The organism is Streptomyces sp. NPDC060028, from assembly GCF_042736725.1.
In the GTDB taxonomy this organism is placed as follows: domain Bacteria; phylum Actinomycetota; class Actinomycetes; order Streptomycetales; family Streptomycetaceae; genus Streptomyces.
In genome coordinates, this window is record NZ_JBHWVJ010000035.1 from 1 (window position 1) to 22,608 (window position 22,608).

At 71.5% G+C, this 22,608-nt stretch carries 21 protein-coding genes and 1 riboswitch; of the genes, 8 read left to right on the forward strand and 13 right to left on the reverse strand.

Translation table 11 applies throughout. The features are described from left to right. Positions 1-72 precede the first annotated feature (72 nt). From ACFWBF_RS19085 to ACFWBF_RS19100, 4 genes are all read right to left on the reverse strand, one after another. Entirely contained in the window at positions 73-1,554 is a 1,482-nt protein-coding gene (locus tag ACFWBF_RS19085; protein ID WP_385602863.1) for a glycoside hydrolase family 3 protein, read from the reverse strand. Positions 1,555-1,560: 6 nt separating this feature from the next. After that, complete coding sequence (locus ACFWBF_RS19090; protein WP_385603016.1) at positions 1,561-2,352, reverse strand: carbohydrate ABC transporter permease; 792 nt, start codon at positions 2,350-2,352, stop codon at positions 1,561-1,563. 104 nt (positions 2,353-2,456) lie between these two features. Continuing rightward, positions 2,457-3,476 (reverse strand): carbohydrate ABC transporter permease, encoded by a 1,020-nt coding sequence (locus tag ACFWBF_RS19095; RefSeq protein ID WP_385602866.1) that lies wholly within the window; start codon positions 3,474-3,476, stop codon positions 2,457-2,459. Positions 3,477-3,603: 127 nt separating this feature from the next. Further along, complete coding sequence (locus ACFWBF_RS19100; protein WP_385602869.1) at positions 3,604-4,887, reverse strand: extracellular solute-binding protein; 1,284 nt, start codon at positions 4,885-4,887, stop codon at positions 3,604-3,606. Between the two features lie 293 nt (positions 4,888-5,180). On the opposite strand from ACFWBF_RS19100, the gene ACFWBF_RS19105 reads away from it, so the two are divergent. From ACFWBF_RS19105 to ACFWBF_RS19130, 6 genes are all read left to right on the forward strand, one after another. After that, entirely contained in the window at positions 5,181-5,945 is a 765-nt protein-coding gene (locus ACFWBF_RS19105) for a GntR family transcriptional regulator (RefSeq protein ID WP_365918853.1), read from the forward strand. A 135-nt stretch (positions 5,946-6,080) separates the two neighbouring features. Continuing rightward, positions 6,081-8,330 (forward strand): carbon starvation CstA family protein, encoded by a 2,250-nt coding sequence (locus tag ACFWBF_RS19110; RefSeq protein ID WP_385602872.1) that lies wholly within the window; start codon positions 6,081-6,083, stop codon positions 8,328-8,330. Continuing rightward, positions 8,327-8,521, forward strand: a complete 195-nt coding sequence (locus ACFWBF_RS19115) for a CstA-like transporter-associated (seleno)protein (protein WP_385602875.1) — start codon at positions 8,327-8,329, stop codon at positions 8,519-8,521. Before ACFWBF_RS19110 ends, ACFWBF_RS19115 begins: the two co-directional genes overlap by 4 nt. Before the next feature lie 92 nt (positions 8,522-8,613). Then, positions 8,614-9,111 (forward strand): GNAT family N-acetyltransferase, encoded by a 498-nt coding sequence (locus tag ACFWBF_RS19120; protein ID WP_385602878.1) that lies wholly within the window; start codon positions 8,614-8,616, stop codon positions 9,109-9,111. Between the two features lie 90 nt (positions 9,112-9,201). Beyond that, a riboswitch (cobalamin riboswitch) is annotated at positions 9,202-9,279 on the forward strand. 162 nt (positions 9,280-9,441) lie between these two features. Then, positions 9,442-11,829, forward strand: coding sequence for a ribonucleoside-diphosphate reductase subunit alpha (locus tag ACFWBF_RS19125; RefSeq protein WP_385602881.1), 2,388 nt, complete (start codon positions 9,442-9,444; stop codon positions 11,827-11,829). Next, the gene (locus ACFWBF_RS19130; RefSeq protein WP_385230900.1) at positions 11,829-12,845 is read left to right on the forward strand and encodes a ribonucleotide-diphosphate reductase subunit beta; all 1,017 of its coding nucleotides are present in this window, start codon (positions 11,829-11,831) and stop codon (positions 12,843-12,845) included. The genes ACFWBF_RS19125 and ACFWBF_RS19130 overlap by 1 nt, the downstream gene beginning before the upstream one ends. 113 nt (positions 12,846-12,958) lie before the next feature. Here ACFWBF_RS19130 and ACFWBF_RS19135 read toward each other — a convergent pair whose 3' ends face one another. Then, positions 12,959-13,183, reverse strand: coding sequence for a hypothetical protein (locus tag ACFWBF_RS19135; RefSeq protein WP_385602884.1), 225 nt, complete (start codon positions 13,181-13,183; stop codon positions 12,959-12,961). Positions 13,184-13,265: 82 nt separating this feature from the next. Here ACFWBF_RS19135 and ACFWBF_RS19140 point away from each other — a divergent pair, with 82 nt between their 5' ends. Next, on the forward strand, positions 13,266-14,243 hold the full coding sequence (locus ACFWBF_RS19140; protein ID WP_385602887.1) for a helix-turn-helix domain-containing protein: 978 nt from the start codon (positions 13,266-13,268) through the stop codon (positions 14,241-14,243). On the opposite strand, the gene def is transcribed toward ACFWBF_RS19140, so the two are convergent. The 8 genes from def to ACFWBF_RS19180 form a co-directional block, all read right to left on the reverse strand. Next, positions 14,231-14,875, reverse strand: coding sequence for a peptide deformylase (def, locus tag ACFWBF_RS19145; RefSeq protein ID WP_385602890.1), 645 nt, complete (start codon positions 14,873-14,875; stop codon positions 14,231-14,233). The genes ACFWBF_RS19140 and def overlap by 13 nt on opposite strands. A 66-nt stretch (positions 14,876-14,941) precedes the next feature. Then, positions 14,942-15,952, reverse strand: coding sequence for a tetratricopeptide repeat protein (locus ACFWBF_RS19150; RefSeq protein WP_385602893.1), 1,011 nt, complete (start codon positions 15,950-15,952; stop codon positions 14,942-14,944). Positions 15,953-16,083: 131 nt separating this feature from the next. After that, the gene (locus ACFWBF_RS19155; RefSeq protein ID WP_385602897.1) at positions 16,084-17,373 is read right to left on the reverse strand and encodes an HD-GYP domain-containing protein; all 1,290 of its coding nucleotides are present in this window, start codon (positions 17,371-17,373) and stop codon (positions 16,084-16,086) included. Next, the gene (locus ACFWBF_RS19160) at positions 17,370-18,881 is read right to left on the reverse strand and encodes an HD-GYP domain-containing protein (protein ID WP_385602900.1); all 1,512 of its coding nucleotides are present in this window, start codon (positions 18,879-18,881) and stop codon (positions 17,370-17,372) included. The genes ACFWBF_RS19155 and ACFWBF_RS19160 overlap by 4 nt, the downstream gene beginning before the upstream one ends. Positions 18,882-19,062: 181 nt before the next feature. Then, positions 19,063-19,380, reverse strand: a complete 318-nt coding sequence (gene rsrA / locus ACFWBF_RS19165) for a mycothiol system anti-sigma-R factor (RefSeq protein ID WP_385602903.1) — start codon at positions 19,378-19,380, stop codon at positions 19,063-19,065. Further along, positions 19,377-20,021, reverse strand: a complete 645-nt coding sequence (locus ACFWBF_RS19170) for a sigma-70 family RNA polymerase sigma factor (RefSeq protein WP_008741505.1) — start codon at positions 20,019-20,021, stop codon at positions 19,377-19,379. Before ACFWBF_RS19170 ends, rsrA begins: the two co-directional genes overlap by 4 nt. A gap of 263 nt (positions 20,022-20,284) precedes the next feature. Further along, complete coding sequence (locus ACFWBF_RS19175; protein WP_385602906.1) at positions 20,285-20,920, reverse strand: alpha/beta family hydrolase; 636 nt, start codon at positions 20,918-20,920, stop codon at positions 20,285-20,287. Between the two features lie 101 nt (positions 20,921-21,021). Continuing rightward, positions 21,022-21,840: an SOS response-associated peptidase gene (locus ACFWBF_RS19180; RefSeq protein WP_385602909.1), complete on the reverse strand. Its 819-nt coding sequence runs from the start codon at positions 21,838-21,840 to the stop codon at positions 21,022-21,024. Between the two features lie 53 nt (positions 21,841-21,893). Here ACFWBF_RS19180 and ACFWBF_RS19185 point away from each other — a divergent pair, with 53 nt between their 5' ends. Next, complete coding sequence (locus ACFWBF_RS19185) at positions 21,894-22,607, forward strand: M50 family metallopeptidase (protein WP_385602912.1); 714 nt, start codon at positions 21,894-21,896, stop codon at positions 22,605-22,607. The last annotated feature ends 1 nt before the right edge of the window (position 22,608 follow it).

The following is a 22,608-nucleotide window of genomic DNA, read 5'->3' on the forward strand; positions in this document are numbered from 1 at the left end:
TGGGGGGGGCCCCCGGGGGGGGCGCCGGCCCCTCCCCGCGAAACCGGGCTCCGCCCCGGCGGGCCGGGCGGGCTACCGGCCTGCGATGACCTCCGCGGCCGCGCGGCCGCACACGCGGGACGCGCCGTGCGTCGCGACGTGGAACGCACCGCGGGGCTCCGCCCGGGGGAGGCCCATCTCCACGACCACCGTGTCCGGCCGCGCAGCGACGAGCGCGTTCACGGCCGCCACCATCCACGGGTGCCGGTGCGCGTCGCGCACCACCGCGACCACGGTCCGCTCCCCCGCGGCGGCGAGGATCTCCCCCGCCGAGGCACCCTGCGCGTACACGGCCGCCTCGGTGCCCGGCACCAGCGCCGCCAGTTCCCCGGCGACCCCCCACGGGGTCTCGTCCCCCACCGCGATGTTCGCCACGGGCGCGAGCGTGGCGACGTACGGCTCGGTCACCGGCGCGGCGGTGCCCGTCACCACCACCGCGCGGCGGGCCGCCTCCAGCCCGATGCCGGACGCGCCGCTCCCCTCCGGCTGCGCGTCAGGTCGGGACCCCCGGGTCCATTCGGCCAGCGCCCGCACCCGCGCAGCCGCCTCGGCGAGCCGCTCCTCGGGGAGCGCGCCCTCGCGTACGGCCGCGACCAGCGCATCGCGCAGCCGCAGCACGGTCGCCTCGTCGGCGAGTCCGCCGCCGACACAGATCGCGTCGGCCCCCGCGGCGATGGCCAGCACCGAGCCGCGCTCGATGCCGTACGTCCCGGCGATGGCGTTCATCTCCATGCCGTCGGTGACGATGAGGCCCTCGTAGCCGAGCTCCTTGCGCAGCAGACCCGTCAGGATCTGCGGGCTGAGCGTCGCCGGGCGGGTCGGGTCGAGGGCGGGCACCAGGATGTGCGCGCTCATGACGGCCTTGGTGCCCGCCTCGATCGCCGCCTTGAACGGGACGAGTTCGCGCGCCTGGAGCACGTCCAGGTCGACGTCGATGCGCGGCAGCGCGTGGTGCGAGTCGACGTTGGTGTCCCCGTGGCCCGGGAAGTGCTTGGTGCACGCGGCGACGCCGGCGGCCTGCAGGCCCTCGACGTAAGCGGCGGTGTGCCGGGCGGCGAGGTGGGTGTCGGCGCCGAAGGACCGTACGCCGATGACCGGGTTGTCCGGGTTGGAGTTGACGTCCGCGGACGGGGCCCAGTTGAGGTTGACCCCGCACTCGGCGAGCCGGCGGCCCAGCTCACGGGCGACGGCCCGGGTCAGGTCGGTGTCGTCGACGGCGCCGAGCGCCAGGTTGCCGGGGAAGGACGAGCCGCCCCGTACCTCCAGGCGCGTGACGTCGCCGCCCTCCTCGTCGATGGCGACGAGTACGTCCTCCCGCTCGGCCCGCAGCTGCGCGGTCAGCGCGGCGAGCTGCTCGGGCGAGGCGATGTTGCGGCCGAACAGGCCGACGGCGGTGAGGCCTTCGCGGACCTGGCGCAGCAGCCAGGCGGGGGCGGTGGTGCCCTCGAAGCCGGGCTGGAGGACCGCGAGGGCGTCCCTCGTCAAGGTGTCTGTGCGGTGCGCAAGGACAGTCATGGGCCGTTATCCCTTCACGGCGCCGGCGGTCATGCCGCCGACGGCCTTGCGCTGGAGGAAGACGAAGATGAGCAGGACCGGGAGCGCGAAGAGCGAGGACGCGGCCATGGTGGCGCCCCAGTCGTTGCCGAACGCGGTCTGGAACTGGGTCAGCCACAGCGGCAGGGTCTGTGCGGTCTTGTCCTTGTTCAGGATCAGGACCATCGCGAACTCGTTCCAGGCGGTGATGAAGCCGAAGAGCGAGGTGGACATCAGGCCGGGGGCCAGCAGCGGGAAGATCACCTTGCGGAAGGCCTGCCCGCGGGTGCAGCCGTCGATCTGGGCGGCCTCCTCCAGCGTCACCGGGACGGCGGCGATGAAGCCGCGCAGGGTCCAGATGGTGAAGGGGAGGACCATCACGAAGTAGATCGCGGTGAGCAGCGGGAGGCTGTTCAGGGTCTCGGCGTCGCGGGCGATCATGTACATCGCGATGACCATGACCTCCCAGGGGGCCATCTGCGCCATCATCACGGCGAGGACGAGGCCCTTGCGGCCCTTGAACTTCATCCGGGCGATGGCGAAGCTCGCGGCGAGGGCGACGATCAGGGCCAGCAGGACGGCGCCGACGGTGACCAGGACGCTGTTCGTGACGTACGTCCAGAACAGGTCGACCCCGGTGGCCTTGGTGAAGTTCTCCAGCGTCGGGGTGAAGACGAAGACGGGGTCCTTGGTGAGGATCTCGCTGGACGGCTTCAGGGCCGAGGAGAACATCCAGTAGACGGGGAAGACGAAGACGAGGGCCAGGAGGAGCGCGCCGATGTTCTTGGCGACGGCTGCGGGGCGGACCGGGCGGCGCTTGCGGAGCCGCTGCGGGGGCTTCGCGGACGGCGCGGACGGCGCGGGCTTCGGGGCGGTGGTCGTGCTCACTGCTCCTCCTCCTGCTTCAGGATCAGGCGGAAGTAGAAGGACATGACGATCACGAGGATCAGGATGGTCAGGACGGAGATCGCGGCGGCGAGGCCGTAGTGGGCCTGGCTCTGGCCCTCGACGTAGGCGAAGACCGGGAGGATCTCGGAGGCGCGGTCGGGGCCGCCCTTGTTCATCGCGTAGACCTGGGTAAAGGCCTTGAAGACCCAGATCACCTCGAGGAACGTGGTGATGAGGAAGAAGGGCTTGAGGCTCGGGAAGACGACCTTCCAGAAGGTCTGCCAGCCGTTGGCCCCGTCCATGCGGGCCGCCTCGTACAGCTCGGCGCTGACCGTGGTCAGGCCCGCGTACATGTTGAGCGCGACGAAGGGGATGGAGCCCCAGACCACCAGGACCGTGACGATCACCAGGGTGGACAGGCCGGTCTCGAACCAGTTGTGCTGGTCGTAGCCTTCGATGCCGGCGGTGCGCATCACCCAGTTCATGACGCCGAACTGCTCGTCGAACAGCCACTGGAAGACCTGCACGGAGGCGACGATCGGCATGGCCCAGGCCATGACGAGTGCCATCGACAGGACCAGGCGCATCCACTTGCCGAGCTTGTTCAGCAGGATGCCGACGAGGCTGCCGAGCACCATGATCAGCACGACGTTGCCCGCGGTGAAGGCGAAGCTTCGGACGACGACGGTCCAGAACCGGGAGTCGCCCAGCAGCTCGGTGTAGTTGTCGAATCCCGCGAACGGGTACTTCCGCTGGATGAACTCGATCTTGTTGATGTCCTGGAAGGACAGGATCACGTTCTTGATCAGCGGGTAGAGCAGCAGGGTGGCCAGGCTGAGCACGGCCGGCCCGACCAGCAGGTAGGGCAGCCACCCCGAGGGGAGCGACCTCCTGCCCCCGCGAGGAGACGCAGGACCGGGGCCGCTCTTGGTGGTGGGCACCTCGGGCCGTCCGGCGGACTTCGGTGGTGCGTCCTGTGGAGCGCTGGGCGCCGCTCCCTGGGAGTGCACGGTCATGGCTTGGCTTCCTCGCGGTTGACTGTGGAGTCAAATGCGCGACCGGGGGCGCGGCAGGCGTCTGGGCGCCTGCCGCACCCCCCGGTGCGTTCACACTGCTGGGTCGTGCGGGTACTGCGGGGTGGGACTACTTGTTGATGCGGCTCGCGATTTCCTTGTCCGCGTCCGCGCCCGCCTTGGCGGCGTCGTCACCCTTCAGGACCTTGGTCATGAACTCCTTGATCGGGTTGGGCTCGGTCTCGACGTTCGCCCAGCCCGGGGTGACCGGGGTGATCTTGCCGGAGGCGGCGCCCTTGGCCATCGACTCGGCGAAGGAGCCGGGGGCGGCGGCGAAGTTCGAGGCGGCCTGGTTCGGGAGCAGCGCGCCCTCGGTGGCGGCGGCGTACTTGGTCATCTGGTCCTTGCCTGCGGCGAGGGCCAGCCACTCCTTGGCGAGCGCCTTGTTCTTGGAGCGCTCGGCCACGGCGAGGTTCGAGCCGCCGAGGAAGACCGACCCGGGCTTGTCAGCGGTCTTGCCCGGGATCGGGAAGTAGCCGAAGTCGCCTTCCTTGCCCACTTCCTTCATGGCCTTCAGCGCGCCCTGGGCCTCCCAGCCGAGACCGATCCAGGAAGCGACGCCACCCTTGGGGATGATGTCGGTGGACTGCTGCGGGGTGGCCTCGTCCTTGTCCTTCGGGGCGGTGGAGTAGGACTGGAGCTTCTTGTAGAACTCCATGGCGGAGGCGGCCTGCGGGGTGCCGAGCTGGCCCTTCCACTTGCCGCCGTCCTTGACGGCGAGGTCGCCGCCCTCGTCCCAGACGAAGCCTGCGAGGACGTACCAGCTCTGGCCGGGGAGGTAGATCGGCTGCGAGGCGGGGTCCGAGGCCTTCAGCTTCTCCAGGCCCGCCACCCACTCGTCGCGGGTCTTCGGGGGCGTGACGCCGGCCTTCTCGTAGGCCTTCTTGTCGTAGACGACGACGCGGTTGGCGGCGTACCAGGGGGCGGAGTAGAGCTTGCCGTCGACCTCGGCCGAGGCGAGCATGCCCTTCTGCCAGGCGTCGGCACCGAACTTGGCCTTATCGCCGGTCAGGTCGGCGAGGCCGCCGGTGACGGCGTAGCCGGCGGTCTGGGTGTTGCCGAGCTCGATGACGTCGGGCGGGGTGTTCTCGGAGAGGGCCGTGGTGACCTTCTCCTGGATGCCCTTCCACTTCTGCTCTTCGACCTTGACCGTGACACCGGGGTGCTTGGCCGAGAACTCCTTGTTGACCTCGTCGAGCCAGGCCTTCGGCGCGGAACCGTCCATCACCCAGACGGTGATCTCCTTGGCGCCGCCCGCGTCGGTCTTGCCCTTGTCGTCGCCGCCGTTGCCGCACGCCGCGACTCCGACCATCATGCCCGCGACACTGACCGCCGCGATGAGCTTGCGCTTCACGCCACCCTCCTCAGGGAGCTGCCTGCAACTTCCCTCGCCCGCCGCGGTGACACAAGTACTCAAGTACTGCCCGTGGGGCCGGGATCCGATCCATATTGGTGTAGACCAGTAACGGGAGCTTGGCCTAGACCTTTAGGGGTGTCAAGGGTCTAATGAGCGGGTGATCGGTCCGTTATCGGACCGACACCTGGGGGAGGGAGGAGGCCTGTCCTCCCACCCGTGTCACGATGTGACCGCACGTATCGGAGGAGCCGGTGACGGCAGCGAAACTGGAGTCGGGAAGGCGGGCGGCGATGGCCACCGAAGGGGCGACCACGGAGCCGGAAGGCGGGGCAGCCACTCGCACGGCGCGTGTGCCCAAGTACTACCGACTCAAGCGGCACTTGCTCGACATGACCGAAACGCTCCCTCCCGGCACCCCGGTGCCGCCGGAGCGCACGCTCGCGGCCGAATTCGACACCTCCCGGACCACCGTCCGGCAGGCACTGCAGGAGCTCGTCGTCGAGGGCCGGCTGGAACGGATTCAGGGCAAGGGCACCTTCGTCGCCAAGCCCAAGGTCTCCCAGCCGCTCCAACTGTCCTCGTACACCGAGGACATGAGGGCCCAGGGACTGGAACCCACATCCCAGCTCCTGGACATCGGCTACGTGACGGCCGACGACACCCTCGCGGGACTCCTCAAGATCGCCACCGGCGGACGGGTCCTGCGCATCGAGCGGCTCCGGCTGGCCAGCGGCGAGCCGATGGCCATCGAGACCACGCACCTTTCGGCCAAGCGCTTCCCCGCGCTGCGCCGCTCGCTGGTCAAGTACACCTCCCTCTACACCGCACTCGCCGAGGTGTACGACGTCCGTCTCGCCGAGGCGGAGGAGACCATCGAGACCTCCCTGGCCACCCCGCGCGAGGCCGGACTGCTCGGCACCGACGTCGGCCTGCCGATGCTGATGCTCTCCCGCCACTCGCTGGACGCCGACGGGGAGCCAGTGGAGTGGGTCCGCTCGGTCTACCGCGGCGACCGCTACAAGTTCGTCGCCCGACTCCAGCGCCCCGCCGTCTGATTCACCGCGGCGCGACCAGCCGCGCCATCCGCCGCAGGTCCTCGTACCGATATACGGACGGGGTCTTACGTTCAGCGGGTGGGTCCCCCTAGATTCCCTCTGCTCACGCAGGTGATGGACGAGGGGACGAGGAACATGCCGGAACCGGGATCAACAGGTACAGAGCAGAACACGGCGAGTCCGGGCACCCTGCCGGGCTCGCCTTCTGCGTCTTCGACGCCGGGAGGCCCTTCGCCGAAGTCGGTGGCGGTCTGGGTGCTGGTCGCACTCATCGGGGCCGTCGGATGGGGCGTGCTGGCACTCTCGCGGGGCGAGGAGATCTCGGCCGCCTGGCTGCTCGCCGCCGCACTGGGCTCGTACGCGATCGGCTACCGCTTCTACGCGCGCTTCATCGCGAACCGCGTGCTCAAGGTGGACAAGACCAGGGCCACCCCCGCCGAACGCCTCGACAACGGTGTCGACTTCCACCCCACCGACCGGCGGGTGCTTTTCGGCCACCACTTCGCCGCCGTCGCCGGCGCGGGCCCGCTGGTCGGCCCGGTGCTGGCCTCCCAGATGGGCTACCTGCCGGGCACCATCTGGATCGTCACGGGCGTGATCTTCGCGGGCGCGGTCCAGGACATGGTCACCCTGTTCTTCTCCACCCGGCGCAACGGCCGTTCGCTCGGCCAGATGGCCCGTGACGAGATCGGCCCGGTCGGCGGCGCCGCCGCGCTGGTCGCCGTGTTCGTCATCATGATCATCCTGCTGGCGGTACTGGCGCTCGTCATCGTGGGCGCGCTGGCCGACTCCCCCTGGGGCGTCTTCTCCATCGGCATGACCATCCCGATCGCCCTCTTCATGGGCTTCTACCTGCGCGTCCTGCGGCCGGGCCGGATCACCGAGGTGTCGGTGATCGGCGTGGCGCTGCTGCTGCTCGCCATCATCGCGGGCGGCTGGGTCGCGGAGTCCTCCCTGGCCGACGTCTTCACGCTGGAGAAGGAGACCCTGGTCCTCTGGATGATCGGGTACGGCTTCCTGGCCTCGGTGCTGCCGGTGTGGATGCTGCTCGCGCCGCGCGACTACCTCTCCACCTTCATGAAGATCGGCACCATCGGCCTGCTCGCGGTGGGCGTGGTCATCGCCATGCCGACGCTGAAGATGCCAGCGGTCACCGACTTCGCCTCCGTCGGCAACGGCCCGGTCTTCGCCGGCTCGATGTTCCCGTTCGTCTTCATCACCATCGCCTGCGGCGCACTGTCCGGCTTCCACGCGCTGGTCTCCTCGGGCACCACCCCGAAGATGATCCAGAAGGAGAGTCAGGTCCAGGTCATCGGCTACGGCGCGATGCTGACCGAATCCTTCGTGGCCGTCATGGCGGTCATCGCGGCCTGCATCATCGAGCCGGGGCTCTTCTTCGCCGTCAACTCCCCCGCCGGGGTCGTCGGCACCACCGTCGAGGCCGCCTCGCAGGCGGTGGGCCACTTCGGCTTCGCCATCTCCCCGGAGACCCTCGCCCAGGCGGCCAAGGACGTGGAGGAGACCAGTCTGCTCTCCCGCACGGGTGGCGCCCCGACCTTCGCACTGGGGATGTCGCAGATCTTCTCGTCCGTGCTCGGCGGCGCCTCGCTGAAGGCGTTCTGGTACCACTTCGCGATCATGTTCGAGGCGCTCTTCATCCTGACCACCGTGGACGCGGGCACCCGCGTCGGCCGTTTCATGCTCCAGGACACCCTCGGCAACGTCCACAAGTCCTTCAAGGACGTCAGCTGGAAGCCAGGCGTCTGGTTCGCGAGCGCGATCGTCGTCGGCGGCTGGGGCTACTTCCTGTGGGTCGGCGTCAAGGACCCGCTGGGCGGCATCAACCAGCTCTTCCCGCTGTTCGGCATCGCCAACCAGCTCCTCGCGGCGGTCGCGCTGACCGTCTGCACCACGCTGCTGGTCAAGTCCGGACGGCTCAAGTGGGCCTGGGTGACGGCCGTCCCGCTGGCCTGGGACGTGGCCGTGACGCTCACCGCGAGCTGGCAGAAGATCTTCTCCTCGGACGTGGCCGTCGGCTTCTTCGCCCGGCGCGACCTCTACCAGGACGCCATCGACGCCGGCAAGGTCCTCAAGCCCGCCAAGAACATGGACGAGATGCACACCGTGGTCACCAACGCCACGGTGGACGGTGTCCTGTCGGTGCTCTTCGCGCTGCTGATCATCATCGTGCTGCTGGACGCCGCGCGCACCTGCCTGGCCGCCGCCCGCAACCCCGGGTCGGTCACGCTCTCCGAGGTCCCGTGGACGGAGTCGAAGATCATCGCCCCCGCCGGGCTGATCGCCACCGCCGAGGAGCGGGCGGAGCTCGCCGCCGCCGGACTCGACTCGGGCGGCGGCCGGGTCAAGGAGCCCGCGGCGTCATGAGCCTGCGCAGCGTGCTCGCGAGGGCCCGTTACTACGTACGGGAGTTCACGGGCGAGGCGGCGTACGACCGCCACGTCGCCCACGCCCGCTCCCACGACCCGCAGGCCCGGGTCCCGACCCGACGGGCCTTCGAACGCGCCCGTACGGACGCCCGCGAGGCCGACCCCCGCGAAGGGTTCCGCTGCTGCTGAGCCGCGCGCGAAGGGCCGCCGCACTTCCCCGGGGCGTGCGCCCGGCGGAAACACGGCGGCCCTTCGCGTACCCCCGGCGCACACTCGACCCCATGGACATCGAGATCAGGGCGGCGCTGCCCGCCGAGTACGAGGAGCTGGGCGCGATCATCGCGCAGGCGTACCTGGACGACGGACTGCTGGACTTCGAGTCGAACGAGGCGTACGCGCAGACGCTTCGCGACGTCGCGGGGCGCGCCGCCGAGGGCGAGGTGCTCGCCGCGACCGCCGGCGGCGAGCTCCTCGGCGGAGTGACCTTCGCCGCACCCGGCAGCCCGCTGGCCGACATCTCCGGCCCCGCGGAAGCCGAGTTCCGGATGCTGGCGGTGGCGCGCGGGGGCCGCGGGCGCGGCGCCGGCGAGGCGCTGGTGCGCGCCTGCGTCGCCCGCGCCCGGGCCCTGGAGGGGGTCACCCACGTGGTGCTGTCGACCCAGGCGTCCATGTACGGGGCGCAGCGGCTCTACGAGCGCCTCGGCTTCGTCCGCACCCCGGACCGGGACTGGGATCCGGTGCCGGGGCTGACTCTGCTCACCTACCGACTGGAGCTGTAACACCACGTAAAGCAAGGGGCCGACACAACATGTGGGGGCTACCGCAGCAAGGCGCCCCCACATGTATGCTCATGCTCGCTGTCGTCGCAGGGGAATCCGGTGAGAATCCGGAACTGTCCCGCAACGGTATGAAATGCACCCATTGGTGTATCCGCAAGTCCGAGGACCTGTCGACAGTGCGCCCGGCTCGACCGAACCGGGTGCCGATACGTCCGGGCCTCGCGGTTGGGCCGGTGGATGCCATGCGGTGTACGCGTTCTGCCACGCCCGCATGCGCCCGCTCGCACCCCGCCCCGCCGATGCCCGGGCCGAGCGAGGGAGAGCACCCCCGTGACCATCGCGCCTGCCGCGCCGCGCGCCGAGTCCGACCTGCCCGCAGTAGAGGGTCCCGGGACCGGGTTGCTGCGCACCCTCACCGAGCTGACGGCCGACCTCCCCGACACCGACCCGGGCCGCGTCGCCGCCGCCGCGCTGCGCGGACGCAGCTCCGCCGCGGACGAGGCCGAGCTGCGCGGGCTCGCCACCGAGGCCGCCGCCGGTCTGATCTCCGAGGACCCGGCGTACTCCCGGCTGGCCGCGCGCCTGCTGACGACGGCCGTCGCCGACGAGGCCGCGGGCCAGGGGGCCACCTCCTTCTCCGCCTCCGTCGAGGTCGGCCACCGCGAGGGGCTGATCGCCGACCGCACGGCCGAGTTCGTACGCCTCCACGCGAACCGCCTCGACGCGCTGGTCGAGCACGCGCTCGGCGAGGGCGCCGACGACCGCTTCGGGTTCTTCGGCCTGCGCACCCTGCACAGCCGCTACCTGCTGCGCCACCCGATCACCCGCCAGGTCATCGAGACCCCGCAGTTCTTCATGCTGCGCGTGGCCTGCGGCCTGGCCGAGGACGAGAGCCTGCGCGCCGTCGAGGAAGTGGCCTCGCTGTACCGGCTGATGAGCCGCCTGGACTACCTGCCGTCCTCCCCCACGCTCTTCAACTCCGGCACCCGGCACCCGCAGATGTCCTCCTGCTACCTGCTGGACTCCCCGCTGGACGAGCTCGACTCGATCTACGACCGCTACCACCAGGTCGCGCGCCTCTCGAAGCACGCCGGCGGCATCGGTCTGTCGTACTCCCGCATCCGCGCCCGCGGTTCGCTGATCCGCGGCACCAACGGCCACTCCAACGGCATCGTGCCGTTCCTGAAGACCCTCGACGCCTCCGTGGCCGCCGTGAACCAAGGCGGCCGCCGCAAGGGCGCCGCCGCCGTCTACCTGGAGACCTGGCACGCGGACATCGAGGAGTTCCTGGAGCTGCGCGACAACACCGGCGAGGACCAGCGCCGTACGCACAACCTGAACCTCGCCCACTGGGTGCCGGACGAGTTCATGCGCCGCGTGAACGCCGACGCCGACTGGTCACTGTTCTCCCCGGCCGACGTCCCCGAACTGGTGGACCTGTGGGGCGACGAGTTCGACGCCGCCTACCGCAAGGCCGAGGAGTCCGGCCTGGCCCGCAAGACCATGCCCGCCCGCGACCTGTACGGCCGGATGATGCGCACCCTCGCGCAGACCGGCCAGGGCTGGATGACCTTCAAGGACGCCTCCAACCGCACGGCGAACCAGACCGCCGAGCCGGGCTCGGTCGTGCACTCCTCCAACCTGTGCACCGAGATCATCGAGGTCACCAACGACGGCGAGACGGCCGTCTGCAACCTCGGCTCGGTCAACATGGGCGCCTTCGTCGTGGCCGGCGCCGACGGCCCCGAGATCGACTGGGAGCGGCTGGACGGGACCGTCCGCACCGCCGTGACCTTCCTCGACCGCGTGGTGGACATCAACTTCTACCCGACCGAGCAGGCCGGGCGCTCCAACGCCCGCTGGCGGCCGGTGGGCCTGGGCGCGATGGGCCTCCAGGACGTCTTCTTCAAGCTGAAGCTGCCCTTCGACTCCCCCGAGGCGAAGGCGCTGTCCACGAAGCTCTCCGAGCGCATCATGCTCGCCGCGTACGAGGCCTCCTGCGACCTCGCCGAGCGCAGCGGCCCGCTGCCGGCCTGGGAGCAGACCCGTACCGCCCGCGGTGTCCTGCACCCGGACCACTACGACGTCGAGCTGAACTGGCCGGAGCGCTGGGACGCGCTGCGCGCCCGCGTCGCGAAGAGCGGCATGCGCAACTCGCTGCTCCTCGCCATCGCCCCGACGGCGACGATCGCCTCGATCGCGGGCGTGTACGAGTGCATCGAGCCGCAGGTCTCCAACCTCTTCAAGCGCGAGACCCTCAGCGGTGAGTTCCTCCAGGTCAACGGCTACCTGGTGGAGGAGCTGAAGGAGCTCGGCGTCTGGGACGCGCAGACCCGCGAGGCGCTGCGCGAGTCCAGCGGCTCCGTCCAGGGCTTCGGCTGGATCCCGGCCGAGGTGCGCGAGCTGTACCGCACGGCGTGGGAGATCCCGCAGCGCGGCCTGATCGACATGGCCGCGGCGCGCACCCCGTTCCTCGACCAGTCGCAGTCGCTGAACCTGTTCCTGGAGACGCCGACCATCGGGAAGCTGTCCTCGATGTACGCGTACGCCTGGAAGCAGGGCCTGAAGACCACGTACTACCTGCGCTCGCGCCCGGCCACGAAGATCGCCCGCGCCGCGCAGGCCGCCACCCCCGCAGCGCTCCCCCAGGCCGTCGCCGACGCGGAAGCGCTCGCCTGCTCCCTTGAGAACCCCGAGTCCTGCGAGGCCTGCCAGTAATGAGCTCCAACGAGACCAAGAACCTCCTGGACCCGGGCTTCGAGCTCACCCTGCGCCCCATGCGCTACCCGGACTTCTACGAGCGCTACCGGGACGCGATCAAGAACACCTGGACGGTCGAGGAGGTCGACCTCCACTCGGACGTGGCCGACCTCGCCAAGCTGACGCCCGCCGAGCAGCACATGATCGGCCGGCTGGTCGCGTTCTTCGCGACGGGCGACTCGATCGTCTCGAACAACCTCGTGCTGACGCTGTACAAGCACATCAACTCCCCGGAGGCGCGCCTGTACCTGTCGCGCCAGCTGTTCGAGGAGGCCGTGCACGTCCAGTTCTACTTGACGCTGCTGGACACCTACCTCCCGAACCCGGACGACCGCGCGGCCGCCTTCGACGCGGTCGAGGAGATCCCGTCGATCCGCGAGAAGGCGCAGTTCTGCTTCAAGTGGATGGACTCGGTCGAGAAGATCGACCGGCTGGAGACGCAGGCCGACCGCCGCCGCTTCCTGCTGAACCTGATCTGCTTCGCCGCGTGCATCGAGGGCCTGTTCTTCTACGGCGCCTTCGCGTACGTGTACTGGTTCCGCTCGCGGGGTCTGCTGCACGGGCTGGCGACGGGCACCAACTGGGTGTTCCGCGACGAGACCATGCACATGAACTTCGCCTTCGAGGTCGTGGACACGGTCCGCAAGGAGGAGCCGGAGCTCTTCGACGAGGCCCTTCGCCAGCAGGTCACCGACATGCTGAAGGAGGCCGTGGAGGCGGAGCTGCAGTTCGGCCGCGACCTGTGCGGTGACGGCCTGCCGGGCATGAACACCGAGTCGATGCGCGAGTACCTGGAGTGCGTCGCGGACCAGCGCCTGGTCCGCCTCGGCTTCCCGCCGGTGTACGGCTCGCAGAACCCGTTCTCGTTCATGGAGCTCCAGGGCGTCCAGGAGCTGACGAACTTCTTCGAGCGCCGCCCGTCGGCCTACCAGGTCGCGGTCGAGGGCACGGTCGACCTGGACGAGGACTTCTAGCCCGTACGAGCAGGTGCGCCGGGAGCCGGAACGCGACGGATGTCCGCGTCCCGGCTCCTCGCGTTCGGGGCCGGGAGCGGCGCCGGCCCAGGGGGCGGGACCGGGGGCGGGGCTCAGTGAGCCATGTGACCCCGTCGCCAGGTGCCGAACCGGATGCCGCGCCTGCGCGGGGTGGGCGCGAGACCGCCCGCCCGCTGGCGCGGCAGCCACACCCGCCGGGTGGCGGCGGCCCGCAGCTGCCGGTCGATCCGTCGGTCGCGCCGGGCCCCGTACAGGCTGGGCCCGAGCAGCACGGCGGCGATGGCCAGGACGGCGAGGTAGCTCACGAAGGTGCTCATACCTCCACTGTCCGCCTGATCGGCCATGATCGAACAGTGGCAGGACTGTCACCAAAGAGCGAATTACTGCCACACTGGAGTCATGCTGACGAATGTGGCCGTCGCCCTGGTCGACGGAGTGGCGCCGTTCGAGTTCGGGATCTTCTGCGAGGTCTTCGGGATCGACCGCAGCGCCCAGGGCCTGCCGGTGTACGACTTCGCCGTGTGCGCGGCCGAGGAGGGCCCGCTGACCATGGCCGACGTCGGCTTCGCCATCGCCCCCGCGCACGGCTTGGAACGGCTGGAGGAGGCGGACCTGATCTGCCTGCCCGCCGACCGCCAGGCGCCCGTACGGGAGTACCCCGAGCCGTTCCTCGACGCGCTTCGCCGGGCCGTGGACCGGGGCGCGCGGGTGCTCAGCGTGTGCAGCGGCGCCTTCGTGCTCGGCGCGGCCGGGCTGCTGGACGGGCGGCGCTGCACCACCCACTGGATGCACGCCCCGGCGCTGGCCCGCCGCTTCCCGCGGGCCCAGGTCGACCCGGACGTGCTCTACGTGGACGAGGGCCGGGTGATCACCTCGGCCGGCACCGCCTCGGGCATCGACGCCTGCCTGCACCTGGTCCGCCAGGAGCACGGGGCCGAGGTGGCCAACACCATCGCCCGGCGGATGGTCGTACCGCCCCACCGGGACGGTGGCCAGGCCCAGTTCATCCGGCGGCCGCTCCCGCGCACCGCCTGCGACACGGTCGGGGAGGTCATCGGGTGGATGGCCCGCCACCTGGAGGAGGAGATCACCGTCGAGCAGCTCGCGGAGCGCGCGCACATGTCCCCGCGCACCTTCGCCCGCCGCTTCCTCCAGGAGACCGGCACCACCCCGTACCAGTGGGTGCTGCGCCAGCGGGTGCTGCTGGCCCAGGAGCTGCTGGAGTCCACGGACGACACCGTCGACGCCATCGCGGGCCGCTGCGGCTTCGGCAACGCGGCCGCCCTGCGCCACCACTTCCTGCGGACCCTGGGCACCACGCCGAATTCCTTCCGGCGTGCCTTCCGGGGCCCGCAGGCCGTCGCTCAGGCGTTCTGAACGGTCTCGTAGCGCGGGGTGCCCTCTTCCATCTGCCGCAGCGCGTCCTTGCGGTCGCGCTTCGAGAGCCGGTCGATGTACAGGTACCCGTACACGTGGTCGGTCTCGTGCTGGAGGCAGCGCGCGAAGTAGCCGGTGCCCCGCACCTTGATCGGGTTGCCCTGCGCGTCCTGGCCGGTCACCTCGGCGTAGTCCGTGCGGGCCAGCGCGGCGTACGCGGTCGGGACCGACAGGCAGCCCTCGTTCGAGTCGTCCAGCACGCGGGCGGCGGCCGGCAGCTCGACGAGCTTGGGGTTGACCACGACCCCCGTGTGGCGCTTGCCGTCGTCGTCCGGGCAGTCGTAGACGAAGACCTTGGCGTCCACGCCGATCTGGTTCGCGGCCAGGCCCACGCCCTCGGCGGCCTTCTGGCTGGCGAACATGTCGTCGATCAGCTGCGCCAGCTCGTCGCCGAACTCGGTGACGTCCTTGCACTCCCGGTGCAGCACGGGGTTGCCCACCACCGTGATCGGGCGGGCGGTGCCGCGCTCCCGGTGGGCGAGCTCGCGCGCCTCACAGTCCTCGGTGTCCACGACGTACCCGTCGTTCGCTCCACCAACGACACCGACAACGTCGTTCTCCTGCTGCGCCATGTCCGCCGTACGCCTTCCGTAAGTCCACCAAGTCACCGATGTGCCGGTACAGCCTACGGCCCCCGCTCAGCAGACTTCTTCGAGATCCCGCCACTCCCTGGACTCCGGGCTGTCCGCGACCCAGCCGTCGAGCAGCCCGCGCACCAGACCGGCCGGCGCCGCGATCCCGCACTCGCGCTCGGGCACCCACAGGGGCCCGGACCCGGCCGTACGGTGCCCCAGCGGGCCGGGATGCCCCGGTTCGCTGTGGTCGTGCGGATCCAGGTGCTCCCCGTCGCCCTCGCCGCTCGGCATCGCGCTCTCCGAGCAGGTCCGGCACAGCAGCCGCACCGAGGAGGACCAGTCCTCGGCGGCGAAGCCCGCGTCGGAGGCCAGCTGCTCCAGGGCGTTGCGGTCCGCCTCGGTGGCCGCCTCCAGCAGCACCACCCAGGTCGGCACCGGCGAGGGCGCCCACAGCTCGATCTCGTCGAAGACGGGGTAGGAGGGGCCGGCCGCGGTGACGCGCTCGCCGTGCGGGACCCCGTCGTGCAGCACGACCTCGCCCCAGCGCCGCCCCGAGGAGGGCAGCGGGATCGACAGGACCTCCATACGGGCCGGGTCCAGCCGGCGGCCCCAGACCACCTCGGCCTCGCCCTCGGGCGACAGCCGCACGGCGGCGCTGCCGAGCTCCATGCCGACCGGTTCGCCGTTGTGCTTTCCGTTGCCCGCTCCCGCGCCGTGCGGGTCCCCGGGCACCTTCAGCCCGTACGCCTGCCAGGCGCGGCGGGCCAGCGGCCAGTCCTGGAGCGCGGTCGCGGCGATCCCGACGTTCCACCAGTCCGGGGCGCCCGTCTCGCGGTCCAGCAGGGCCACGGCGCGCAGTCCGGCGGACCGCGCCTGCTCCCAGTCATGCCGGAACTTGTGCAGCAGGGCCAGGTTGAACCAGGACTCGGACAGCCAGGGCTCCAGGTCCGCGGCTCTGGTCAGGAGCGCGCCCGCGTCCTCGTACCGCCCGTCGCCGATCAGCGTGAACGCGCGGTCGGTGGCCTGCCGCCACGAGGCGGAGGGCCGATGCCGTACCTTCCCGAAGATCCTCACGATTCCCGCCTGCCTGGGGGCACCACCCGGCGGTAGCCGGGGGACAACGGTGCAGCCTTGCGGACACTGTCACGGACACTCTCACTGGCATCCAACCATGCCCACTCGGACGGCCGCTCATTACCCATGGGTTACCCAGCCTGGACAGGAACGACTCTGCCGGGTCCACCCCGGGCCAGAACCCTGGCCAGACACTCCACCACCTCTGGCTGATAGTCGTGCCCGGTGCCCAGCCGGAGCCGCTCCAGGGCCGCCAGTGAGCCGCCCGGGTGACCGCTCCCGCCGGCGTGCCCGCAGAGGTCCTCGTACGCGTTGACCGTGCGCACGATCCGGGCGGCGACGGGCTGCTCCCGGTACGGGTCCGCCTGCCGCTCCACCACCACCGCGACCTCGGCCGGCGCCCCCGTCTGGCGGGCGACCTCCCCGCCCAGCTCGGCGATCCGGCGGGCCTCGGCGGCGGGCAGCTCGGCGGTGGCCCCCGCCGGGACCGGGTCGACGAGGGAGAGCTGCCCGATGTCGTGCATCAGGGCGGCGTACTCCAGCACCGTGAGCTCCCGCTCCGACAGGCCCAGCTCCCGGCCCACGGCGCAGCTGAGGGCGGCGACCCTGCGGGAGTGGCCGGGCCGGGTGTAGCCGGCGATCTCGGTGGCGCGGGCCAGCGAGGTGATGGTCTGGCGGTAGGTGGTGCGGATCGCGGCGATCCGGTGGAAGGACAGCTGGGTCAGCAGCAGCGGCACGCTGAAGACGGGCACCGCCCACAGGCCCGCGCCGGCCACGCCGAGGGCCATCACGACCCCGGTGGCGCAGATCGCCGAGCCGATGCCGAGCTGGGCGCGCAGCTCGTCGCGCAGCAGCGGACCGTACGGCCAGCCGGTGCGGGTTCCGGCGAGCGCGGCGGCGAGCACGGCGTCGCACAGGGCGGTCAGGCCGAGCAGGAGGAGCAGGAAGAGGACGAGGTACGGGCCCTGCCCGACCCGGTCCTCCAGCCGGCCGGAGTTGTACAGCGGCTGGAAGCAGGCGGCGGCGAAGGTGACCGTGAGCACCCGGCGGGCCAGGTGGTCCAGGGCGGGCCCGCGGCCACGGGCGATGTGCGGGACGATCCCGACGAGGGCCGCGGCGACGACGACCGCGACGATCTGGAGGACTCCGTGGTGGGTGGGCCGCCCGGCGGCCGGGCCGAGCAGGGCGTACCCGAGGGCCCCGGCGGAGCCGAGCGGGGCGGTCCGGTGCAGGGCGGCGCCTGCGGTGCCCGCGGTGTCGCCGCCCGCGTCCCGGCGGGCCAGCTCTCCGATGACGATGAGGGCGCCGAAGGCGAGGGCGGTCCCGGGCTCGACGAGGCCGTTCCACAGGGTGTGCCCCAGGGCCACCGCGATCAGCCCCCCGGCGGCTCCCCGCACCGTCCACGCGGCCCAGGCCCTCACCCGGCACCGCCGCCCGGGCTGTCGGCGCCCGGGGTCCGGGCGGGGGCGGGCGGCCGGGCGGCGGGTGCGGTGCCGGGACCGGGGCGGGCCGCGGAGTTGTCCCGTATCTGCGCCGGGAGCGCGGACAGCGCAGGCCCGCCGGCAATCACCTGGAGGTCGTCGTCGGAGGTCACCACCGGGTGCCAGCCCTGTCGGCCGATGGCGCCGACCAGGGCGCGGACCATCGCCGGGTCGAAGTGCGCGCCGGCGCAGCGCTCCAGTTCCGCCAGCGCGGTCGGCACCGGGCGGGCCCGGCTGTAGGAGCGCGTGGAGGTCATCGCGTCGAAGGCGTCGGCCACCGCCACGACCCGGGCCAGCACCGGGATCTGCTCGCCGGTCAGGCCGTACGGATAGCCGGAGCCGTCGACCCGTTCGTGGTGGTGCAGGATCGCGGACCTGGCCTCCCCCAGGAAGCCGATGCCGCGCACCATCTCGTGCCCGTATTCGGGATGCAGTTCGATGACGCGGCGTTCCTCGGGGGTCAGCGGCCCGTCCTTGCGCAGCAGCCGGGTCGGGACGCCGAGTTTGCCCACGTCGTGGAGGATCCCGGCGATGCGGACGACTTCGAGCCGGTCCTCGGCCATGCCCAGCTCGCGGGCGATCATCGCGGAGGCCTGGCCGACGCGCTCGCTGTGGCCGCGGGTGTAGCGGTCCTTGATGTCCACGGCCTGGACGAGCGCCCGGATCGTGGCCTGGTGCGCGGCGCGCTCGCGGTGGTACTGGGCGAAGACCCAGCAGGAGATGTACATCGGCAGCAGGACGAGCAGCGCTGCCGGAAGTCCGTACGGGCTGCGCCACATGACGGCCATCATCAGCCCGGCGAGGCCGTGTACGCAGTGCGGGGCGAGGGACCGGGTGAGCAGTCCGCGCCAGGCGGTGGCGGCGGGCCGGCGTTCGGCGGCGGCCAGGACGCCCCCGTCGAGGGCGGTGAGCACCAGGCAGAAGGCGGCGGCCGCGGCGGCCGCGGGGAGCACCACGTACGGGAAGTCGGCGACCCAGGCGGCCGGATCGGGCGGAGCGGGCAGCGGGGCGGACAGGGCGGGCGGACCGGACCCCCCGAGGAGGCCCCCGCCCAGCGCGGCCGGGCCGCGCAGCAGCCCGTACGCCTGCCCGGCGGCCCAGGCGGCTATGGACTGCTGGGCCGCGTGCCACACCCGGCGTACCCCGGCGGGCCGCTGGACCACCGTCCCGGCCAGCCCGCCCGGCAGCGCGACGAGCGCGGCGGCGGCGGGCGGCAGCAGGAAGACGGCGGCGAGCACCACGGGGAAGAAGGAGCCGAGCCCCTCGGGCACCCGGCTGCCCAGCAGCGGGCAGACCTTGACGAGTTCGCAGCCGAGGTAGAGAAGGGTCAGCAGACCCACGGACGTCCACGGGGTGGCGGGATCCACGAACGCGGGGGCGACGCACAGGACGGCGCCGAGAACGGCGGCGAGGATGTAGGCGCGCGCCGCCGGCGGAAGTACCCGCATGCGCTCTCCTCCCCTGTGCCGTGCAGGCCGGGTACCGAATCACACCAGTACCGAAAGGGGAGAATAGGTGGGGCCCCGGGCGAGGCGGGCCACATTTCCGCGTTGCGCCATGCGGAGGCCCCCGGATTACCACCTTCGAGTGAAGGAAAGGCCCTTCCGGGGGCGGTCGTTCGCGTTCGATTCAGCCGGTCGCGGGCCCTGCCGCAGCAGGACCGGCCGTGACGTCGTGATCGGGAACGGCCTGTCCCGAACGGATCAGTTCGATCCGGCCCATCACCTTCGACCGCAGGTCGCTCGGCACGTCGTCCGACCCGCAGCACCGCTTGACCAGCTTCTTCACGGCCTGTTCGAGGCCGTACTTCTCCAGACACGGATTGCACTCGCCGAAGTGCGTCTCGAACTTCGTGCAGTCCGTGTCGGGCATCTCGTGGTCCAGGAACTCGTAAAGGTGGTCCAGGACCTCAGAGCAATCCGTCTCGTGCGGCTCTCCGCAGCTCATGAGCCCGAGCCTTTCAGGTCGTTCGACTCTCCCGCGCCGGCGGGGACGAGCCCGCGCTCACGGGCGTAGTCCTCCAGCATGCCGCGGAGTTGACGGCGGCCACGGTGCAGTCGCGACATGACCGTACCGATCGGTGTACCCATGATGTCCGCGATCTCCTTGTACGCAAAGCCCTCTACGTCGGCAAGATAGACCGCGATGCGGAACTCCTCCGGAATGGCTTGCAGGGCTTCCTTCACATCCGAATCGGGCAGGTGGTCGAGCGCCTGCGATTCGGCGGAACGCAGCCCGGTCGACATGTGCGACTCGGCGCGCGCCAACTGCCAGTCCTCGATCTCCTCCGCGGCGCTGCGCTGGGGTTCGCGCTGCTTCTTGCGGTAGGAGTTGATGAAGGTATTGGTGAGAATGCGGTAAAGCCAGGCCTTCAGGTTGGTGCCCTCGCGGAACTGGTGGAAGGACGCGTATGCCTTCGCATACGTCTCCTGGACCAGGTCCTCGGCGTCGGCCGGATTGCGCGTCATGCGCAGCGCGGCCGAGTACATCTGGTCGAGGTAGCCGAGGGCGTCCCTCTCGAAGCGCGCGTTGCGCTCCGGGGTCGTTTCCTCCGCGTGGCCTTCGTCGGTCCCAGCGACAGGACCCACCTCCTCCGACTGCGTGGCGACTCCGAAAGCGGACCCGCTCGAATCGGAGAATAGTCGACCATCCCGGTCCGCCGCCGCCCGAAGCGAGCCGCGCTTGGGCCCGGGCAGCACCGTCCAGTCCAGGTCAAGGGCCTGCGGACGGTTCTGGCTGATGACCTGGGTCATGCGCTCCCACTCCTCCGACGATTTACCGTACGTGCGACATCCGGGACAACAGAGGGGCCGGGCCCCGCATTCCCGGACGGGCGGGGGCTACGGCCCTTTCACGGCCGGAGCCGTGCGAGCCAGTCCCCGACCGCGCCGGTGAGCCGGGCGAGGGCCTCGTCCTGGGTGGGCCCGGCCTTCTTCGGCACCGCGAAGCCGTGGTCCCCGTACGGGATCTCCACCAGGGTGTGGCCGCCCTCGGGGAACTCCTCCGGACGCCCGAACGGGTCCCGGCCGCCCTGCACCACCAGGGTGGGGCGCCCGGCGCCGAGCAGCTCTTCGGCGCGGGACTTCTCGGGGCGGCCGGGCGGGTGCAGCGGGAAGGCCAGCGCCAGCACGCCGGCCGCGCCCAGATCGGCGGCGGTCCGGCAGGCCACCCGGGCCCCGGCGCTTCGTCCGCCCGCGACCACCGGCAGGCCCGGCTCCGCCAGCACCGGCCAGAGCGCCCGCCAGCCCTCGTCGAGCACCTTGGGCGCGGCGGCGACCTTCTTCCCGGCGACCCGCCAGGGCTGTTCGACCAGGGCCACGGTGATCCCCCGGGCGGGCAGGGCCTCGGCCAGGGCGCGCAGGTCCCGGGCCTCGATGCCGCCGCCGGCGCCGTGGCCGACGGCGAGCACGAGCCGCGGTTCGCGGGCGGGGTGCCAGGTGACGCGGGCCTCGCCCGCCGGGGTGTCGACGCTCTCGGTGGTGGTCATGGGCCGATCATGCCGGGCTGCGGGCGTGCGGGGCCTGCGGGCGTGCGGAGTGGGCGAGGCGTGCGGGGTGGGCGGGGCGTGCGGGGCGGGCGGGGCGTGCGTCAGAACAGCGTGCCCTCTTCCGGCGCGGCCAGCTCCTCCAGCAGTTCCGGGCCGTTGTTGCGGACGTTGCTGACGGCGGTGGACACCGGGTGGGCGCGCATCAGGCCGCCCGGCGGCGGCGCGAGCAGGTCCCGCAGCGCCCCGTCGGTGTCGGTGTTCGCCGGGTCCAGCCAGGCGTCCCAGCGGTCCGGGGTCAGCATCAGCGGCATCCGGGGGTGGATGTCGCCGAGCGAGCGCGGGCCCCCGGCCGGGGCGACGCCCAGCGGTCCGGTCTCGGCCTCCGTGGTGATCACCGAGCAGGTCGCCCACCAGGCGAGCGGGTGCTCGTCGGGCAGGGTCCGGTCGCGCCAGAACTCGTATATCCCGGCCATCGCGAAGACGGAGCCGTCGGCGGGCAGGACGAAGTACGGCTGCTTGCGGGCCCGCTTCTTCTTGCCCTCGACCTCCAGCCGCCGCTCGTCGTGGGCGGTGACCCACTCGTAGTACCCGTCGGCGGGGACGATGCAGCGGCGCTGGGAGAACGGGCGGCGGAAGGACGGCTTCTCGTGCACCGTCTCGGCCCGGGCGTTGATCATCCGGGCGGCGCCGTCGGGGTCCTTGGCCCAGGACGGGACGAGCCCCCACTTCAGCACGCGGAGCTGGCGAACCGGACGCGGGCTCGGCGCGTCTTTCAGTGGACGGTCCAGGACGACGTGGACCTCTTTGGTGGGGGCCACGTTCCAGTCGGGCGCCAGGGTCTCCCGCGGCTCCCACTTCTCGATCCCGAAAAGCTCCACCAGTTCCTCGGGTCCACGGCTCGCTGCATACCTTCCGCACATGGCTGCCACACTGCCATGGCACCCGACCACCCCCGCAAGGAGTCCGCCAGATCATGGACAGCAGCACCACCGCCGGTCTGTGGGACCGGCTCACGGGCATACAGGCAGCGCCCGATCGATGGCTGGTGATCGCGACGGGGCTGGCCGCGCTGGCCGCCGTGGGCCCGCGCCCGCTGTGGCGGCTCTCGCGCAATGCCGTGACCATCGCGCACGAGGGCGGCCACGGACTGCTGGCGCTGCTGACCGGGCGCGAGCTGCAGGGGATCCGGCTGCACTCGGACACCAGTGGGGTCACCCTCAGCCGGGGCAAGCCGTACGGGCTCGGCATGATCCTCACCGCGGCCGCCGGGTACACGGCGCCCTCACTGCTCGGGCTCGGCGGGGCGGCGCTGCTGTCGGCGCACCGGATCACGCTGCTGCTGTGGCTGGCGACGGCGCTGCTGGCGGCCATGCTGGTGCGGATCCGCAACGCGTACGGGGTGCTGACGGTGGTGCTGACGGGCACGGCGTTCGTGCTCGTGTCCTGGCGGGCCACGGCCGACGTACAGGCGGTCTTCGCGTACGCGGTGGTGTGGTTCCTGCTGCTGGGCGGGGTCCGGCCGGTCTTCGAGCTGGGGGCGAAGCGCAGGCACGGGGGCGCCCCGGATTCCGACGCGGACCAGCTGGGGCGGCTCACCCATCTGCACCCCGTGGTGTGGCTGCTCCTCTTCCACGTCGTCGCGCTCTGCTCGCTGGTCGGCGGCGGCCGCTGGCTGCTCGGCCTCTGAC

What these genes read in the sequence shown, in the direction of transcription:
- ACFWBF_RS19085 (WP_385602863.1), bottom strand. Translation starts at nt 1,554, where the DNA reads ATGACTGTCCTTGCGCACCGCACAGACACCTTGACGAGGGACGCCCTC.
- ACFWBF_RS19095 (WP_385602866.1), bottom strand. Translation starts at nt 3,476, where the DNA reads ATGACCGTGCACTCCCAGGGAGCGGCGCCCAGCGCTCCACAGGACGCA.
- ACFWBF_RS19105 (WP_365918853.1), top strand. Translation starts at nt 5,181, where the DNA reads ATGGCCACCGAAGGGGCGACCACGGAGCCGGAAGGCGGGGCAGCCACT.
- ACFWBF_RS19110 (WP_385602872.1), top strand. Translation starts at nt 6,081, where the DNA reads ATGCCGGAACCGGGATCAACAGGTACAGAGCAGAACACGGCGAGTCCG.
- ACFWBF_RS19115 (WP_385602875.1), top strand. Translation starts at nt 8,327, where the DNA reads ATGAGCCTGCGCAGCGTGCTCGCGAGGGCCCGTTACTACGTACGGGAG.
- ACFWBF_RS19120 (WP_385602878.1), top strand. Translation starts at nt 8,614, where the DNA reads ATGGACATCGAGATCAGGGCGGCGCTGCCCGCCGAGTACGAGGAGCTG.
- ACFWBF_RS19130 (WP_385230900.1), top strand. Translation starts at nt 11,829, where the DNA reads ATGAGCTCCAACGAGACCAAGAACCTCCTGGACCCGGGCTTCGAGCTC.
- ACFWBF_RS19135 (WP_385602884.1), bottom strand. Translation starts at nt 13,183, where the DNA reads ATGAGCACCTTCGTGAGCTACCTCGCCGTCCTGGCCATCGCCGCCGTG.
- ACFWBF_RS19140 (WP_385602887.1), top strand. Translation starts at nt 13,266, where the DNA reads ATGCTGACGAATGTGGCCGTCGCCCTGGTCGACGGAGTGGCGCCGTTC.
- def (WP_385602890.1), bottom strand. Translation starts at nt 14,875, where the DNA reads ATGGCGCAGCAGGAGAACGACGTTGTCGGTGTCGTTGGTGGAGCGAAC.
- ACFWBF_RS19160 (WP_385602900.1), bottom strand. Translation starts at nt 18,881, where the DNA reads ATGCGGGTACTTCCGCCGGCGGCGCGCGCCTACATCCTCGCCGCCGTT.
- rsrA (WP_385602903.1), bottom strand. Translation starts at nt 19,380, where the DNA reads ATGAGCTGCGGAGAGCCGCACGAGACGGATTGCTCTGAGGTCCTGGAC.
- ACFWBF_RS19175 (WP_385602906.1), bottom strand. Translation starts at nt 20,920, where the DNA reads ATGACCACCACCGAGAGCGTCGACACCCCGGCGGGCGAGGCCCGCGTC.
- ACFWBF_RS19180 (WP_385602909.1), bottom strand. Translation starts at nt 21,840, where the DNA reads ATGTGCGGAAGGTATGCAGCGAGCCGTGGACCCGAGGAACTGGTGGAG.
- ACFWBF_RS19185 (WP_385602912.1), top strand. Translation starts at nt 21,894, where the DNA reads ATGGACAGCAGCACCACCGCCGGTCTGTGGGACCGGCTCACGGGCATA.